Below are 17,994 nucleotides of genomic sequence, written 5' to 3' on the forward strand. Positions count from 1 at the left end.
AGTATAAGATAAAATCACATTAATGCTTTTTATAAGCATTCATTGATACCCCCTTAACCCCTATTTTAACCATTAATTTTTATAAAACATGTTTGAGTAGGGGGGTTAGATTTTTCAAACAATACAATCTACTATTTAAGTCTAATCTGCATAGCGTAAAACTTCATTAATCAATTCCCCTAATTGCTCATTATTCATCTTCGTTCTATATTCAATATTTAGACCTTTCTTTTTTAAGGTTTCAAAAAATTTCTTAGCGTTAGAAATTTTTAATTGCTCTTTAGAACTCAATTCGCTTTTGGTGGTATACCCCTTAGTTTCTACCACTAATAACAATTTTTTATCTCTATCTTCAATCACATACCCAAAATCAGGACTATAAGATTTATTGAATGCCACAGGAATTTTAACCCTAGGAAGTTTGCCAAAAACAATGATTTTAGTATCACTAGATTCTCTAATCGTGTCTTTTTCAATCTCACTATCTACCTGCATAAAGTTTTCATACAGACACTTTTCTAACACATTTTGATTGTTAATTTCATATTTTTCTACCCCCAAACTCCCTTCTAAAAATTCTCTAATCTCTCCCTTTTCATCATAGAATGCATCGTTTTTAATTTCTATTTCGCACATTTGATAAGAAATTTTATCCTTAATATTTTGATAAATCGCTTCCAAAAACAGCCCTTCTAATTGTTTTAAACTTTCTTGTTCATTGAGTTTAATCAAATCAAACTTTTCTTTATGGATTCTTTCTAACACTTTAGCCACACTTCTAAAGCTAAGTTTCACCTTATTAGATAATTCGCTGATAAATTCATGCAAACTAAACAAACATGTCCTTTCTAGTTTCAAAGTCTCTGTGGTAGTGTTATTTTGCATTTTCTCTACCTTTTTATGCGTTGTAATAAGAATGCTTTTTTGACTGATTTCAAAAGAAGTGTTAATATTTTTTACAATCTCTTTAATCAAACTTTCGCTATCAATAGAATAAGTAATCCTAGCTTGGTAATGCAAGCTGTCCCATAAAGTTTGAAATTTTCTGAAATTCTCTTTATTAATTTTAATTTTTTCACCTTTGTGTTTTGGTTTCACTCTAAAATTGCCAAGCAAACGCTTTTTTAAAAAATCTTTTAATTTTTCAAGATTTAACCCCTTAATCTCTAAAGTTTCTAACGCTCGCTCTTTTTCTAAAAACTCTTCTTTGTTAAGCACGATTTTAAAACTATCTTCTTTTATCTCTTTTAAAAAGCCTAAATTTTCTAATTTCTCTACTAACTCCCCATAGCCCCTATGATTAATCGCCCCACTTTCTATTAACTCTTCTGCATTAAATTCCTTAGATAATTTAGCCAAACTATGCTCTCTAATTTCTTGCTGAATCGCTTCTACAAAATCCCCTTCAACTTGTGGCACAACCACCACTAATTCATTAATAAAATCAAAATCATTACGCTCTTTAGTAATGCGTTCGCCCCTATGATTCACAGCTAATCTTAGCCCTCTACCGATTTGCTGTAATTTAGTGATATTTGAATGGCTAGGGGCTAATTTACAAATCGTCATCACATTAGGGTTATCCCACCCCTCTTGTAATGCCCATTGTGAAAAAATAAATCTTAAATCAGATTCAAAACTGAGCAGTTTTTCTTTCTCTTTTAAAATGAGTTCAATCATTTGAGTTTCATCACTCTCTTTATTGCTTTTAGCAAAATACCCTCCATGCACTTTTTTAATATTATCTTTTGTGCGTTCTAAATATGCCCTATAGCCACTATTTAAATCTTTTTCTAAGACTTTTTCAAGCTCTTGTTTATAGAGTTTTTCAAATAAAAGGGCTAATTTACCTTGCGTTTTACCATCTATTAAATAGCTATTCACCCCACTAATAAACACCATACACAAGGCTTTCACACCTCTTTTAAAAAGCTCTTCTTCTCTCTCAAAATGATATTGTATCGCTAGTTTTAGCATCACTTCTTGCTCACTCTCTAAAAGATTTGAAAAAGGTTCTTTTTGCTCTAACAACAAGTTAAAGCCATTATTAAATAGCACTTCATTCTTAGTAATCTTTTCTACAATATAATCTTCTAAAGCACTGATTTTTGTGATAACCCCCAAATTAACATTCTTTTTGACCCTGACACTCTTTATTTTATTTTCAAAATTAGTGTAGTTAATAGTGGCTTCATAATCATTTTGGATTTTTTTGACCCCTTTAAATTCTAAAGAATAATCTTTACTCTCTCCCACAGATTCTACGCTAATACTCTTTACCAGACCTTCTTCAAAGGCTTTTTTGCTATCAAGGGCATAAATCAAATTACAATACACATCTTTAAAAGTCGCCCCAAATCTAAATGTTATTAAAGCGTTTAACTTTTCTAAATAATGTGTCGTTTTATTGCCTAAAAATCTATGCGGTTCATCCATAATCACTACAGGACGAATATTAGCTAAAGCTTTCATATAACTCGTTGCACCATTGAATAAATGCGTGTTTTCTAAACATGATTTATTGATAGTATTATCTTTTTTGTTAAAGGCAGAAAAAGTCATCACTAACACACAGCACTTATTGTTACTGGCTAGAATAAAGCTTTCTGCATTCTCATAGCTTTCTAAATGTGTGTTAGAATATTCGCTTTTAAAAAACTCTCTTGTGATTTCAATACTCTTTAAAACCCCTAATTTAATCGCATTGCTTGGCACTAAAATAATAAATTTTGACAAATGATATTGTTTAAATAAAGCATAAACACATTCTAAAAAGCAAAAGGTCTTCCCTGTGCCTGTTTCCATTAAAATATCACAACTCAACGCCTTATTTATTTTCACTTGCCCATGCGTAATTCCTTGCTTACATCTCAAATCATGGATATTTTCTAGCAAAAACTTTTGCGTTTCTTTAAGGTCAAAAATAGGGTTAGAAATTTTTTGAATATCATCTTCTTGTTCTATAAATTTAACCTTGTCAAACACCCCTAAAATTTGTTTTAAGCATTGTTCTTGATAATCTAATCGTTTGAATTTGATTTTCATCTTTAGCCTCTAATCTTTAAATCACTACTCTCTAATCCCAAAGAAAACAAGTTGCTACTTAACTCCAAAATTAAATTGTCGTTACTAATAGCTGGCATATACAAACTAATCCTTTCTACCCCCTTATCTTTCAAGTTTTCTAAGACAGCTCTCGTTTCTATATCCCCCACAATAAAAGCCGTATTTTTAGCTAAATACAACGCATTATTAACTAAAGAAACTATAGGTGTAGTGAGTTCTAAACTCTCACATAACAAAAGATTGACTAAAAGCGTTTTAGTCTCAATTTGTATGGGGTTAGAATAAGAGAGTAAATCCTTTTGATTCACTTCACTTAAATTTTTACTATGAATGGCTTGCGTGCTATCTTCAATGATTTCAAAAGTTTGAAAATTGCAATCTAAATTGGGGCATTGCTCTTTGATTTTTGCTCCCGCTCTTTTAATCCTTTCTTTCGTAATGTCAAAAATGCTAGGACTTTGTGAGTTTAAGGTATTTTTGCAAAAATCATAAGCACTTTTATTTTTCTTTGCATCAATAATCTCATCTAACTGAACGAGAATAAATTGTCTTTCTTTAAATCCGGAATTTAGGCTACCAAGTTGCCCCCCCCCCCCCTCATTTAATTTTTGATAATCGTTCTTATTACTCTCTAACACGGCATGGGCGGTTGTGCCACTCCCGGCGAAAAAGTCTAAAATGATGTCGCCTTCGTTTGTGGCGATTTCAATCAATTTATTAAGTAAAGTTAAAGGTTTAGGATTTGAAAAAACAGAAAGTCCCCCAAATAATTCTTGTAACATTTTTGTTCCATCTGCATTTCTATACTGCTCAAAAAAAGCTTTTTCTACTTGATACTCATTTTGGTCTTCGGTCTCATCTATATAAACTTTTCTATATAGTTTTCCGTCTTTTATCTCTATTAAATGTTTCTTTTCTTCAAATGTCTTTGCTTTCCATATCCAACGACCCTCCTCGCCTTTTATCAATGTAGGCAAAATTATTTCATATTCCTCTTGTTTTGGCTCTATGGCTGTTAGTCCATTCTTAGTCTTATAAATAGGGTAAAACATATTTGGTCGTGCATTTCTTGTAGATGCTGAACCAGTCGCTTGAAATTGCTTTAACTCATATTTTCCTAATTCATCTTTAAACGGATATTTTTTTTCGCCAACAATCAATTTGTTAAATTTAGCTTGTTTAGTTTTTATATAAATAAGAATAAAATCAGATACATTTCTCAAAGCATAATCCGAATTAGTTACTGCAGAACCTGCCCCTGTTTTTCTAGGTGCAACTGCTACAAAATTATCTTCCCCAAAAATCTCATCGCATAAAAGTTTGAGTTGAGCCATTTCATTATCATCAATGGAAATAAAAATCACGCCATCTTTTTTAAGCAAATCTCTAGCCAGTAATAATCTAGGATACATAAAGCTAAGCCACCCACTATGGCATTTTGAACCATAAAGATTGTTAATATAATCTAGCTTATCCTTAGGATAGTCTAGGTTTTCTAAAATTTCTTCATTAGATTGTGAGAAATTATCGCTATAGATAAAGCTATCGTTTTTCGTGTTGTAAGGGGGGTCAATGTAAATCATTTTGATTTTTTCACTATAGCTTTGTCTTAAGATTTTGAGAGCATCTAAATTATCGCCTTTAATGAGAATATGCTTACTAGGCGACTCTTTTATACTTGTTTCATTTAGGGGTTTTAAAATCTTAGTGTTTTTCTTAAAAGCTTGATTTAAGGCGATTTTTTTACCCACAAAATTTAGTCCATAGCCTTCTTCTTTCACTTCGCTAAAATCCCCTAGTAACGCCTTTAATTTTTCTACATCTAGCGTAAGTTGATTATTATTCTCTATGCTTAAACAACTAGGAAAAAATTCGTTAAAAATCTCTAAATTCTTTTCATTTAGGCTCTTTTCTTGAAAAATATCTTTATTTTGCATTTCTACCCTTTACTAACTAAAATTAATTCTTTAAAATTACTCAATTTCATCTTAAAATTCCAAGTGTTCCACGTGAAACATCAGCATTTTTTAAAAAATCTTGCTTCACTTCAGCGACAATATTTTCATCTTTAGACAAATCAATGTATTCAAAACTATTTCCGCTCTGTTCTTCGCCCTGAAGTAAATCTCCGCTTTTTCGGTATTCTAAATCTAATTCAGCGATTTTAAATCCGTCTAATTCATCAGCAAATTTTTCTAATCGTTCGTTTTCTTCTTGAATCGTGCATAAAAAACAATAACCTTTCAAACCATTACGAGACACACGCCCCCTTAATTGATGTAAAGTCGCTAAACCTAATCTCTCAGGGGCAAGAATTACAATCACGCTTAATCGTGGTAAAGAAATGCCTACTTCAATAAGTGTGGTTGCTAGTAAAATACTTCCTTTTTCTTTAAATTCTTCAATAATTTCTTCTTTATTCTTATCTTGCCCTGAAGTGATATAAACATTTTTAAAGCGTTTTTGCCAAAAACTAGCCCCTTCATTGAGCGATAAATAGGGGATTTTTTCACTCTCATTCACAAGCGGATAGACTACAATGACTTGATGGTTTTGTGCGATTTCTTTATGGATACGCTCCATAACAATATTAAATTCTCTTTTATGCAAGACTAGAGTTTCAATCTCTTTTTTATAAGGGATTTCTCTAATTGCGGTCGTTTTAACAAACGCACTTTTAGCTAAGGCTAGAGTGCGTGGAATGGGCGTGGCTGAAAATTGTAATGAATGGGGCTTATTACCCTTATGACTAGCCATTTTTTCTAGTTGATAGCGTTGTTTGGTGCCAAATCTGTGTTGCTCATCAGTAATCACTAGTGCAAATTCATTCAAGTCTCGCTTGTCAAATAACAAAGCTTGCGTGCCTATAACAACATGAATAGTTTTTTCAAACAAATTATTTGGTTGCTTTTTACTTCCGCCTAGTAGTAACTCCACTTCAAAATAGGGGGGCAAAAATTTTAAGGCTTCGTTATAAAGTTGTTTAGCCAGAATAGAAGTGGGTGCCATTAAAAGGGTTTTATTAGGGTAGGCTAACACCATGCTTGCTAAGATTACCATTGTTTTTCCACACCCTACATCACCTACAATCAAACGCTTGCATGCTATAGGACTAGCCAAGTCATTTTGAATTTCTTTAATGGCGTTTTGTTGGTCGTTAGTGAGACTAAAGGGTAAAGAAGTGATAAATTCATTCAAGCGTTGGCTATTATTAGCACACACAATTTTAGCACTAAATCGTAATTTCTTACGCTCCAAACTTTTCATATAAAAAAGCATTTCAATGTATTTTAACGCATTTAAATGTTGTAAAGGAAAAGTCTTAAAGCGTTCATAATCTTTTACAAAATTTTGAGTGGGAAAAAAGATTTCTAATAATAGATGTGCGATATTTTCTTTAATACCTTCATTTTTTAGATTTTCTAAAGAAATGAGACTTTGTAAATTTTCTTGGATTTTTTCGTGGTTTTTGACCTTTTTAAAAAGCAAAGAAATTTTTCCAAATTCTGTAACGATTTTAGGGGTGTTAATAATAGTAGCTTGATTAAAAGAGCTTTGCTCTAATTTGCCATAAATAAATAAGCTTTCGCCTATTTTAAACTGATTGTAATGAAACGCACTATAGTTAAAAAATACAAGCTCTAAATTCTCATTAAATCGCTTAGAATACACAAAGATTTTTAAGACTTTCGCATAGCTTTTTTTATCTAAAATAGTAACTTCTAAAGTGCCACTAAGACCCATTTCAAAATGCTCTAATAAGTTTAAATCCCTGTATCCCTTAGGCATATAGCATAGTAGTGCTTCTAAAAGCGATTTAGCGTTTAATTTTTCTAATAATTGTTTTTGCAATTTATTCTTACCTTAGAAAACCCTATTTAAAAAGCCTTTTATTTCGCTTATTTTGTCCTAATATTTTAACCATTTTGTGCTAAGATAAACAAATTATACATTACTCAAGGAAATTTAATCCATGAAATCTAAAATCATTAGCTTTATAGCTATTTCTCTTGCTTTAAGTCTATTTAGTGCGTGTAAAGACGAGCCTAAGAAATCTTCTCAATCACATCAGAGCAATACCACTACTACTAAAACTAATCAAGCTAGTAACGATATAGAAAAAATTGAGCATGAAGAAGAAGATGAAAAAATCACGCAAAAGGTCAATGATTTAATCAATAATGAAAATAAAATGGACGAGTTGAATGAAGAAAATGCTAGTCCTTCACAACCTAGAATTAACAATATCTTACAACGCTCCACTAATCATCAAGATAATCTCAGTTCTCCGCTCAATAGGAATTATTAAACCTTGAATATTTTTTCAAAAGATTTATTTAAAAAAGTAACTCCCTTATTTTTAAGCGTTTCTTTTTTAAGCCCTACGATTATTCAAGCAAAAAGCCGTTTTTATGTTGCTTCTCAATATCAAGTGGGAAAAATGATCATGCAAAAATACAATAATCTTAAACGCACCATAGAAGGGGCAAGCTTTTCTTTAGGCTGGGAGATTAATCCTACTAATTATTGGTTTTATTCTCGGTATTACTTTTTTATGGATTATGGTAATGTTATTTTAAACAAATTCTCTCAAGCTGAAGCAAACATGTTCACTTATGGTTTTGGGGGAGATTTAATTGTGGAATACAATAAAAATCCCTTGTTTGTTTTTGCCCTTTTTTATGGCATGCAAATTGCTGAAAACACTTGGACTATGTCTAAATATAGTGCGAACATGATTATTAATGATTGGCGTAGCATTCAAGGATTTTCACTCAAAACTTCTAATTTTAGAATGCTTGGTTTAGTAGGGTTTAAATTCCAAACCGTGTTATTCCACCATGATGCAAGCATTGAAGTAGGTGTCAAATGGCCTTTTGCTTTTGAATACAATTCGCCCTTTGTGCGAAACTATGCCATTTTTATTTCACACACCTTTTATCTTTAAGCTAGTTCTAACCCCACCGGGCAATGGTCGCTCCCTAAAATATTTTCATAAATCTTAGCGTCTTTAAGCTCTGTTTTTAAGCTCTTAGAACATAGGAAATAATCAATCCGCCAGCCGATGTTTTTATCTCTTGCTTGTTGCATATAGCTCCACCAAGTATAAGCCTTTTCTTTAGTAGGATAAAAATGTCTAAAAGTGTCTATAAAGCCAGCGTTTAAAAGCTCACTAAACTTTTCTCTCTCTTCATCGCTAAAGCCGGCGTTTTTTCTGTTAGCTTTAGGGTTTTCTAAATCAATTTCATTATGAGCCACATTCAAATCCCCACACACAATCACAGGCTTTTGAAGCTCTAAATTTTTTAAAAATTTTCTAAACTCTACTTCCCAACTCATGCGATACTCTAATCTTGCTAAAGCTCGTTGCGAATTTGGGGTATAGACATTCACTAAATAAAATTTATCAAATTCACAAGTTACTACTCGCCCTTCTGTGTCATGCTCTTCTATGCCTATGCCATAGCTCACATTTAAAGGCTCTGTTTTAGAAAAGGTTACTACGCCTGAATAGCCCTTTTTAATCGCACAATTCCAAAAATCAAAATACCCTTTAAAATCAAAAGTGTTTTGCTCTTGTTGCATTTTAGATTCTTGGATACAAAACACATCAGCATTAACGCTTGTAAAAAAATCCATAAAGCCTTTATTCATGCAAGCTCTTAAGCCATTCACATTCCATGAAATCAATTTCAATTTGAATCCTTTTAAAATTTTGATTTTATTATATCTTTTTGACAATTTTTTTAAAAATTAAGCTTCATTTTACCTTTTTTATGTAATAATCTGCTTTCGTTTGGCTTGATAGCTCAGTCGGTAGAGCAGAAGACTGAAAATCTTCGTGTCGGTGGTTCGATTCCGCCTCAAGCCACCATCTTGTTAAACTTCACTAAATAAATAATTTCCCCTTTTCACACAAACAAGTCGAGAATTTTCAATACTTAAAGGTGTACTTTTAGCTCGTCGTTGCTCCTCTATCTTTAAAGTGATACACACCCCTTCTTTCAAACGCACATGCTCTTTAACCCATTCTTTATATTCGCTACTCTCTTTGACTATATCGTTTAAATAATGCCCTTCATACACTTCTACAAATTCCATAAATTTATCGCTCAAATGCAATTCATTTTGTGTAATTTCGCTCTTTCGTGTGGAAGTGTAAGCTAACTCGCTTGTTTCATAGAAAGTTGGCTCTTTTTGGTCATCTTGCATAGGGCGTTCATAAATAGCCTTTATTAATTGCGTTGTAATTTCTCATATTGACTTTCCCAAGCTTGTTTTAAAGGCTCTTCTATTGAATAGCATTGTCTAGTTGTGCCATCTTTTCGCATTCTAGCTCCTTTACATCTTTCTACAGAGCTTTTAGCTTGAAGAACAGAAAAGTTATTTTTAGCTTCAAAAGTTTGTGGTTCTTCTAGGGCTTCAGGGGTCTTTTGAGCGATTTTAGTGTAGGGGGTGATGATTTTACCAGTTTTTCCCTCAGTAGTGTTGTAATCACAAGGAGTAATATCAGTGTAGATTTGTTTTTCTTCATCAAAGCGTTTTAAAATACTAGGGCGGGTTGCTTGTAAATTTTCATCATCATAAACCCATTTTCCGCATGCAAATTCTTTAATATTAGGGTCTTTAACAACTTCAACAGGTTCAGATTCAATCTCTTGCTTTTTGGTTGTAATAATAAGATGTTTATTCTCTTTTTCTTCTTCTAAGAAGTTTTCCTTATTTTGAGGAGTTAAATTTTCTTTTGAAGTGGGTTTTAAAGGCGTTGTTTTAGTTTCTTTTGGAAGTTGGTTAGTGGGTGCATCAGAAATGATTAAAGGTTTAGAAAGATTGTTTTTAGGATTTGTATAGCGTAGTTTATTAGGTAATTCTAAATAAGAGATACTTGGTAAAGTTCCTTTTTGAGATAAAGAAATTTTATTTTGTGGTTTTGGTATAGGGGGTTGTTTTGAGAGTGTTTTAGTTAGAGAGTGGGGTTCTTTAAATTCTTTTGAAGAAAAAACAATCTGAGTGTTGGTAGGAATAACTGAGCGTTTAGGACTTAAAATAGTTTGTAAAGAAAGTTTTTCATCAAGGGGTTGGTAAGTATTTGAGATAGCTATGTGGGTGAGAGTTAAAGTAAGTTTTTGATGTGAAGAAATTTTATAAGTTCCTAAAACCTGTTTGGGTTCATTAGAATCAATGATTTTAGCTTCAAAAGTGCCTTTAGATGGCGTGGTCTTAATTTCTTCTAAGAGTTCAATCACAAGAGCCTTAAGGGAGATTGAATAGAGTAGGAAAAACAAACAAAGGATTTTTTTCATGCATGTTCCTTTTTTAATTTGAAATTGTATCTTAAAAAAGAGTTTAATGAAAGTTATTGAATAATTTAATAAATAATTTAGTAATAGTAGTAGGGGTGTGAATGAATGGAATAAAAATTCAAAAAGTTTTAAAAGTTTGCGTTTTTAAGGGGGCTGTAAGGGTTGGAAAAATGTGAATGAAACGCTTTTGAATAAGCCATTTTTCATTCACATGAACTGAAAGTTGTTTTTTTGTCATTCAGTTCATTCAAGCGGTTTTTGATTTCTTCTCTAAGGCTTAAGATAAAAGGGTTTTTTTCTTCAAGCGATTTTTTAATGCTAGAGTAGCTTTTAGAAATGCTTGAATGGTCTTTCAAATCTAAAAATTGAGCGAGTGAAAGCGTAGGGTTAGGGGTATAGAGCCTTGCGAAATACACGACTAATTTCCTGGCTAATGCGACATTTTTTTGGCGTGAAGATTTTTTATTTGTTATTTCGCTAGACTTGAGATTCAAGCTTTGTGCGACAGCGAGCAAGATGTTTTCTAAGCTTGAACCTTCAGCATGGTCTTTTTGCAAATCTTCTAAAACGGTTTTAGCAAGATTCAAATCAATTTGAGCGTTCATTAGGTTTGCATTCACACTGATTTTGATAATCGCTCCTTCCATTTGGCGGATATTGTCGCTGATATTTTGAGCGATGTATTCCATCACATCTTCAGGCAAAGTGATTTTATTGAGCTGGCATTTTTGTTTGACGATAGAAAGTTTGGTTTCTAAATCAGGGGGCATAATTTTAGCGGTTATACCCCATTCAAAACGAGATTTTAAGCGGTCTTCTAAACCGGCGATGTTTTTAGGCGACCTATCAGAAATCAATACAATTTGCTTGCTATTAGCGTGCAATTCGTTGAAAGTGTGGAAAAATTCTTCTTCTAGCTGGGGTTTTCCTTGTAAAAATTGAGCGTCATCTAGTAAAAAAAAGTCGCAATTGCGGTATTTTTCCTTAAAAGAATCCATTGTTTTATTGTTTAAATGTTTTAAGAAATCTCTTAAAAAATCTTCAGAAGTTACTAGCACGACTTTTTTATGCTTTTCTAGGGCATGGTTGCCGATAGCGTTTAAAATATGCGTTTTGCCTAACCCTGTGCCACCATAAAAAAGCACCGGATTATAAGGGGGGGTATCGCTTTGTGCGATTTCTTTAGCGATTTCATAAACGGTGTGATTGCATGAGCCGACGACAAAATTTTCAAAAGTGTAAGAGTCTTTGATACTAGATTTTGTGGCTTTGTAGTTGATACTAGGGCGTTCACTAACTTGGACTTTAGAAGCTACTTCAATACGCACATCTACGCTATGGGTTAAATGCATGCCGATTTTATTTTGGCTTAAAATTTCTTTGAGTAGGGGGCTGTATTTGGATTGGATATGCTTACACAAAAGCATGTTTGGAGCATAAAAAAAGGCAATATCACTTTTGCTTGCATTAGAGTTGTATTTAAGCTGGCTCAAGTAACTCTCATACTCTATGGGGCTAACTTTTTGCTTCACTAATTCTAAAATTTCTTTTTCAATATTGTTGTTGGTATTCATGGTGTTATTATAGCGTGAATAAATTGTGAATGAAAAAGGCTTCACATGTGAATGAAATGTGAATAAAAGCTTAAATTAGTGGGGGGGGGGGTTCTTTTATAAGTCTGTTTGTAATGCTTTCTAATAGAAATGAGTAAATAAATGAAAAGAACGCTAAAAAAGAATAATAACCCTACAAAAACCAAGCATTCTTGAGAAACATCAAAGAGAATTAAAGTTTTCATATCCTATCCTTTTGTGAGTTTGTGATTTTACACTACAGATTTTAGAAAATAGGATTAAATTACAAGCAAATAAAACCGCAAAAAAGGGTCTTGATGTTACTTTGTGCTGGAAGAAATGAAATGTTAAAAGGGGCTATGCCGATAGGCGTGGGCTTAGTGGAAAGTGCGATAAATCTCACTTCAATATGCTTAAAAAATCCTAGTATAGAGAGCCTTATTTTTATAGGGAGTGCTGGGAGCTATAGTCAAGAAATTGAGCTTTTAAGCGTGTTTGAAAGTGTTGAATGCTATCAAATTGAAGAGAGTTTTAGTAACCTTAAGAGCTATACGCCTTTAGATAATTTTATTAAAGTGGAATATGAAGAGAAAGCTCTTTTAAAAAGAGTGAAACTTAATAGCAGTAATTACATTCATACTAATGAAATTTTTGCCAAAAAAATGGCTCAAAATGGGATTTTATTAGAAAACATGGAATTTTTTAGCGTGCTAAGTGTGGCTAAAACCTTTTCTTTAAGGGCTAAAGGGATTTTTTGTGTGAGTAATTATGTGGGAACTAACGCTCATAAGGAATTTAAAGAAAATCATGCTGAGGTCAAACGGATTTTAGAAAACACGCTTAAAGGATAGTTTAGCTATCATGCAACATTTCTAAAATTAAAGGCAATAAGATGTTTGAAAAAATACGCAAGATTTTGGCGGATATTGAAGATGCACAGAGTGAAATTGAAATGCTTTTGAAATTAGCGAATTTGAATTTGGGGGATTTTATTGAGATTAAAAGAGGGAGTATGGATATGCCTAGTAGCGTAAATGAAGCATTTTTTGCACAATTAAGCGAAGAAGTGGAGCATTTAAAGGACTTGATAAATGCTTTAAATAAAATTAAAAAAGAATTGTTGGTGTTTTAAATGTGTGGGATTGTAGGTTATATAGGAAATAGTGAAAAAAAGCAAATCCTTTTAGAAGGCTTAAAAGAATTAGAATATAGGGGTTATGATAGTGCCGGTTTAGCGGTGTTGAGTGATAATCATTTAGAAGTGTATAAAGCTCAAGGAAAATTAGAAAATCTCAAATTAGAGCTTGAAAATAAAGAGTTTTTGAATTTTGGCGTAAGCATCGCTCACACAAGATGGGCGACCCATGGAAAGCCTAGTAGCATAAACGCTCATCCGCATTTCACAGAAAATTTAGCTTTAGTGCATAATGGGATTATTGAAAATTATGCGAGCTTAAAAAAAGAATTAGAAGCTAAAGGGCATGTGTTTTTAAGCCAAACAGATACTGAAGTCATCGCTCATTTATTAGAAGAAACGCTTAAAAAAGAGAGTGATTTATTGAAAGCCTTTCAAAAATGCATTAGTCTTTTAGAAGGGAGTTATGCAATCTTAATGCTCCATAAAAGAGCTAAAGAAAGTTTGTTTTATGCTAAATCTTCTTCGCCTTTAGTCGTGGGTAAGGGTCAAGAAGGGTTATTTTTTGCATCAAGTTTAAGCGTTCTAGCGACTAAAGTGGAGCAATTTGTAGTCTTAGAAGAAAATAGTGTGGGGCAAATTTCTTTAGAAAGTTTTAAAGATTTAAAAAATATTGAAAACATGAAAGACTACGCCTTTGATAATGAAGATAATTCTAAAGGTAATTTTAGAAATTATTTAGAAAAAGAGATTTATGAGCAACATAGCAGCCTATTAGAGTGCTTAGAAGGGCGTTTAGAAGGCTTGAATGTGTATTGTGAAATTGACCCTAAGTTTTTAGAAAATGTGAGTGAAATCACGCTGTGTTCTTGTGGGAGTAGCTACCATGCGAGTATGGCTAGTGTGTATTTATTTGAAAGATTAGCCAAAGTGAGAGCAAGAGCCATTTTAGCGAGCGAATACCGCTACGCTAACTTTAAGGCTAATAAAAACGAGCTTTTTATAGCGATTTCTCAAAGTGGCGAAACCGCTGATACTTTAGAAGCCTTAAAATTAGCCAAAGCTCAAGGGCTTAAAACCATTAGTTTGTGTAACGCCCCCTTTAGCATGATGAGTAGAATCAGTGATTACACTCTTTTAACTAGAGCAGGCGTAGAAAGAAGTGTGGCATCTACTAAGGCGTTTTCTTCACAAGTGATGCTTTTATGGCTCTTAAGCGTGTATGTAGGCAAACAACTTGGCAATATTTCTAAAGAAGAAGAAAAACTTCAAGCCAAGAGCATGCTAGATAGCGTGAATGCCATGCTAGTAGAGCCTAAATTGCATGAAAAAATCAAACGATTATCCAAACGCTATTTGCATGGGCATGGCTTTTTTTATATCGGGCGTGATGTGTTTTATCCGCTCGCTTTAGAAGGGGCGTTAAAACTTAAAGAAATTAGCTATTTACACGCTGAGGGGTATGCGAGTGCAGAAATGAAGCATGGGCCCATTGCATTAGTGGATTCTAATCTTTTTACGATTGCTTTATTATCTAAGCATTTGCTATTTGATAAAACTAAGAGTAATATTGAAGAATTAAGTGCAAGGGATTCTACCATTTGTGTGTTAAGCTCTGAAGTTTTAGAAATAGCTGATGATTTTATTAAGCTAGAAAAGAGTGAAAGTTATATGGAAGAATTTTTTCGCACTAATTTAGCGTTGCAACTTTTAGCCTTAGAAATTGCTATGCGACTAAATCACGATGTAGACCACCCTAGAAATCTAGCTAAAAGCGTAACGGTGGAGTAAAACCATGAAAGACAATGGCTTGAAGAGCAATCAATATAAAGTAAGCGAGCAACAGAAAAGGGCATTTAGAGATGACGCACTAGAAAGAGAGCTGACAATTTTAATGGGAAAAATAGTCATGAAATGGGTAGTTATATTGAGTGCGTTTGCCTTGAGCATGCTTTTTTGTTTCGCTATGGTTTGGCGTTTTATTATTGTGCGTTATCATTTTTCTGATTTTATCCATTCTGTATTCGTTTCTTTGTCCATAGTTGCTGGCTCAATGCTTGTAATTGTGCTATATAAAATGATACGAAATCCATTAGGTAGTCGCTTTTTACTTTTTGTTTTCTCATCTATTTTAAGTTTTATCGTGGCAGGTCAGTTTGGCGGTGTAACTTCTTGGGAAGCTTGGGGTGTGTTTTTTGTTGCGTGGGGGCTTTTTGGTTATCTTTTTTTGATGTTTTTGAATACTTTATGGTGGCTGTTTGAGAATGATAAAAAATTAAAATGTTTCAAGGGAGTTATCTATGGAAGTCATTTGTAAGCACTACACCTCGCGATACACAATTTGGTTTTGATAGGGTGATTGTTTAGAATGACAAAAGAGCAAGAAAAAATTGTTTTTTCACAAGAACGCTTAGTCTTAGTTAATGCTACTGCAGGCTCAGGCAAAACTACCACACTTTTAAAAGTTATGGAAAGAAATTCTGATAAAAAAATATTGTATTTGTGTTTTAATGCAGCATTAAAATCTGAAATGGAGCAAAAAACAAAGCAACTATCGCATGTTAGGGTTAAAACTATCCACGCTTTAGCTTATCAAGCCACTAAAAGCTTTCAATATAAAGAGCGTTTGGGGACTTTGCGACCCTTACATTTTAGAGAGATGCTAGAAGAAAACCCGAAAATTGACAAAAATATACGATTGTTAGATTATTTAGATGTTAAAGCAGGCTTAAGCGCTAAAGAAATATTACGCTTTCAAGGGGTATTGCACAAGCTTTTAGAGTTTTATAAAAAAAGTGATTTAAAAACCATCGTTGGGTATGAAAAGCTTTTAGAATATTTATTAAAACGCATAGAGGGTGATAAAAATCTTCCTTATTCACATGCTTTTTATTTAAAAAAGTTTCAATTGAGTGAATTTATTTTGCCCTTTGATTTGATTTTAATTGATGAGGCTCAAGATTTGAATGGTGTGATGCTTGGGATTTTAAAAACGCAATTAGAAAAAAATAAGAGCGTTCGTTTAATTTTGGTGGGAGATAGTTTTCAAAAAATCTATTCATTCATGGGTTGTGAAGATGCACTAGAGACGATGTATCAATTCACTAAAGCTCCTATTTATTATCTTTCACAAACTTTTAGATGTCCCAAAAATATTTCATTTGTGGCTAATCAATATTTAGGGTTTTTAAATGCCCCAAAGCTTATGTTTTCTCAAATAGAAAATTTTAATGAAAAAATAGAAAAAGATGGTTTTAATGAAAATAATTGTGCTTTTTTGGCCCGTTCTAATGGAAGCATTTTAAAACGCTTAATTGAAGACTATAAAAGAGAACAGAAAAAATACAAGCTTTTTTCTACAAATGAAAATTTAGATTTAAGAAAAGAATTTATTGATATTTTAGATTTTTATTACTTTAAATATGGATTTTATGACAAGATTTCTAATAAAACTTTTTATGCAAATTTTAACTATTTAGAAGATTTTATTGAATACGCTCAAAATAGTAATGATATTAATGCAAGAAGGCTTGTTGAAGATGTGGCTAGTATTGAAAAGGCTTTAGATGAAATCCATTTAACTATTGAAGAGTTTCTTTTAAATTTTAAAAACCCTAAACACGCTCATTGCGTGATTTTGAGCGCTCATAAATCTAAAGGTTTAGAATTTGACTTTGTGATTTTAGAAAACGATTTTTTTGATATTGAAAGATGTTTGGTGGATTTTTTAGAAAATTATGAAGATTTAAATGCTTTTTATCAGGCTAAAAAATGCCATAAAAATTATGATGTTAGTAATGAAGACGCAAAGTTTTATTATGAAGATTTAAAACCGTATTTTGAAGTGATTTTTGATAATACGCCATTAAAAGAGTCTTTAGTAATGGATTTATATCAAGATAGGATATTAAAAGAACGATTTAATAAGGTCTTTTTTGGTTTTTATATGGTTTTGGATTTAGAAGCCTTAGCTTTAGGTTTAGAAAATAAAAAACCAGATTATAACCCTTTAAGAGACATTTTTAAAAACCGCTCTATAAGAGTTAGAAACCCTTTAGCAGATGAATTACGCCTTTTATATGTGGCTATGACAAGAGCCAAAAAGAAGCTTTATCTACAAGGCAAATACAAGATTGAAAATCCTAAAAAATTGCAAAAAGAGTTAAAAGAAATTGTTTTTAAAGCTCAAGGTTTTTTAAATTTACAAAAAGAGATGAAGGATTATTAGCATGGAAGTCATTTGTAAGCACTACACCCCTTTAGAAATAGCAAGTCAAGCGATTAGGACTTGCTGGCAAAGTTTTGAATACAGCGATGATGGGGGCTGTAAAGACAAGGATTTGATTCATAGAGTAGGGAATATCTTTAGGCATTCTTCCACTTTAGAGCATTTATTCTACAATTTTGAGATTAAGGGCTTAAGTAGGGGGGCGTTACAAGAACTAAGCCGTCATAGAATAGCGAGCTTAAGCGTAAAGTCAAGCCGTTATACTCTAAGAGAGCTTAAAGATAAAGAGAGTTTTTTACCCATAAATGAGACTAATCTAGCTAGGGCGAAAGAATTTTTAGTGTTTGTGGATAATGAGAAAGTTAATGAAATGAGCGTTCTAGCTTTAGAAAATCTAAGGGTTTTATTGAGCGTTCATAATATCAAAAACGATTTAGCCAAATACGCCATGCCTGAAAGCTATAAAACGCATTTAGCCTATAGCATTAACGCACGCTCTTTGCAAAATCTACTCTCTTTACGAAGTTCTAATAAAGCCTTAAAAGAAATGCAAGATTTAGCGCTAGGCTTATTTAATGCTTTACCAAAAGAACATCAATATTTGTTTGTTGATTGTTTGAAACAGACATGAGCATAAAGAAGGAATAAGGTGAGCGAAGATAATCAAGTTAAATTATTGAGCGAGAA

The 17,994-nt window shown here is 32.6% G+C and carries 14 protein-coding genes, 1 tRNA gene and 2 pseudogenes; 9 read left to right on the forward strand and 8 right to left on the reverse strand.

Annotation, left to right across the window (positions count from 1 at the left end; genetic code table 11):
* Positions 1–141: 141 nt before the first annotated feature.
* From HCD_RS04605 to recG, 3 genes are read right to left on the reverse strand one after another with little or no spacing between them, the layout of a single operon-like run.
* Positions 142–3,045 (reverse strand): restriction endonuclease, encoded by a 2,904-nt coding sequence (locus HCD_RS04605; RefSeq protein ID WP_014659428.1) that lies wholly within the window; start codon positions 3,043–3,045, stop codon positions 142–144.
* 2 nt (positions 3,046–3,047) lie between these two features.
* Positions 3,048–5,003, reverse strand: a complete 1,956-nt coding sequence (locus HCD_RS04610; RefSeq protein ID WP_014659429.1) for a site-specific DNA-methyltransferase — start codon at positions 5,001–5,003, stop codon at positions 3,048–3,050.
* 46 nt (positions 5,004–5,049) lie between these two features.
* Positions 5,050–6,918 (reverse strand): ATP-dependent DNA helicase RecG, encoded by a 1,869-nt coding sequence (gene recG / locus HCD_RS04615; RefSeq protein ID WP_014659430.1) that lies wholly within the window; start codon positions 6,916–6,918, stop codon positions 5,050–5,052.
* Positions 6,919–7,039: 121 nt separating this feature from the next.
* Between recG and HCD_RS04620 the strand changes: the two genes are divergently transcribed.
* Positions 7,040–7,375 carry a hypothetical protein gene (locus tag HCD_RS04620; protein ID WP_014659431.1) on the forward strand — a complete coding sequence of 112 codons (336 nt, stop codon included), beginning with the start codon at positions 7,040–7,042 and terminating at the stop codon, positions 7,373–7,375.
* Positions 7,376–7,378: 3 nt separating this feature from the next.
* Positions 7,379–8,014, forward strand: a complete 636-nt coding sequence (locus HCD_RS04625) for an outer membrane protein (protein ID WP_014659432.1) — start codon at positions 7,379–7,381, stop codon at positions 8,012–8,014.
* Here the strand turns inward: HCD_RS04625 and HCD_RS04630 are convergent.
* Positions 8,011–8,763 (reverse strand): exodeoxyribonuclease III, encoded by a 753-nt coding sequence (locus HCD_RS04630; RefSeq protein WP_014659433.1) that lies wholly within the window; start codon positions 8,761–8,763, stop codon positions 8,011–8,013. The two genes, HCD_RS04625 and HCD_RS04630, sit on opposite strands and share 4 nt — an antisense overlap.
* A gap of 102 nt (positions 8,764–8,865) precedes the next feature.
* Between HCD_RS04630 and HCD_RS04635 the strand changes: the two genes are divergently transcribed.
* A tRNA-Phe gene (locus HCD_RS04635) sits at positions 8,866–8,941 on the forward strand.
* Between the two features lie 5 nt (positions 8,942–8,946).
* Here the strand turns inward: HCD_RS04635 and HCD_RS09785 are convergent.
* From HCD_RS09785 to HCD_RS04650, 4 genes and pseudogenes are all read right to left on the reverse strand, one after another.
* Positions 8,947–9,698 (reverse strand): annotated as a pseudogene (locus HCD_RS09785) (competence protein); the annotation flags it as partial.
* A gap of 182 nt (positions 9,699–9,880) precedes the next feature.
* A pseudogene (locus HCD_RS09790) lies at positions 9,881–10,370 on the reverse strand (competence protein); the annotation flags it as partial.
* Between the two features lie 203 nt (positions 10,371–10,573).
* A complete protein-coding gene (gene dnaA / locus HCD_RS04645) occupies positions 10,574–11,944 on the reverse strand; it encodes a chromosomal replication initiator protein DnaA (protein ID WP_014659434.1) in 1,371 nt (456 codons plus the stop codon).
* 41 nt (positions 11,945–11,985) lie between these two features.
* Positions 11,986–12,168 carry a hypothetical protein gene (locus HCD_RS04650; RefSeq protein WP_014659435.1) on the reverse strand — a complete coding sequence of 61 codons (183 nt, stop codon included), beginning with the start codon at positions 12,166–12,168 and terminating at the stop codon, positions 11,986–11,988.
* Positions 12,169–12,261: 93 nt separating this feature from the next.
* Between HCD_RS04650 and HCD_RS04655 the strand changes: the two genes are divergently transcribed.
* From HCD_RS04655 to thyX, 6 genes are read left to right on the forward strand one after another with little or no spacing between them, the layout of a single operon-like run.
* Entirely contained in the window at positions 12,262–12,795 is a 534-nt protein-coding gene (locus HCD_RS04655) for a nucleoside phosphorylase-I family protein (protein ID WP_014659436.1), read from the forward strand.
* Between the two features lie 41 nt (positions 12,796–12,836).
* Positions 12,837–13,076 carry a DUF2443 family protein gene (locus tag HCD_RS04660; RefSeq protein ID WP_014659437.1) on the forward strand — a complete coding sequence of 80 codons (240 nt, stop codon included), beginning with the start codon at positions 12,837–12,839 and terminating at the stop codon, positions 13,074–13,076.
* Entirely contained in the window at positions 13,077–14,870 is a 1,794-nt protein-coding gene (gene glmS, locus HCD_RS04665; RefSeq protein WP_014659438.1) for a glutamine--fructose-6-phosphate transaminase (isomerizing), read from the forward strand. It begins immediately after the preceding gene.
* 4 nt (positions 14,871–14,874) lie between these two features.
* A complete protein-coding gene (locus tag HCD_RS04670; RefSeq protein WP_014659439.1) occupies positions 14,875–15,396 on the forward strand; it encodes a hypothetical protein in 522 nt (173 codons plus the stop codon).
* Positions 15,397–15,447: 51 nt separating this feature from the next.
* Positions 15,448–17,307: a UvrD-helicase domain-containing protein gene (locus HCD_RS04675; protein WP_014659440.1), complete on the forward strand. Its 1,860-nt coding sequence runs from the start codon at positions 15,448–15,450 to the stop codon at positions 17,305–17,307.
* Position 17,308: 1 nt separating this feature from the next.
* Positions 17,309–17,938, forward strand: a complete 630-nt coding sequence (gene thyX, locus HCD_RS04680) for an FAD-dependent thymidylate synthase (protein WP_014659441.1) — start codon at positions 17,309–17,311, stop codon at positions 17,936–17,938.
* The last annotated feature ends 56 nt before the right edge of the window (positions 17,939–17,994 follow it).

The sequence above is a fragment of the Helicobacter cetorum MIT 99-5656 genome, assembly GCF_000259275.1.
In the GTDB taxonomy this organism is placed as follows: Bacteria; Campylobacterota; Campylobacteria; order Campylobacterales; family Helicobacteraceae; genus Helicobacter; species Helicobacter cetorum.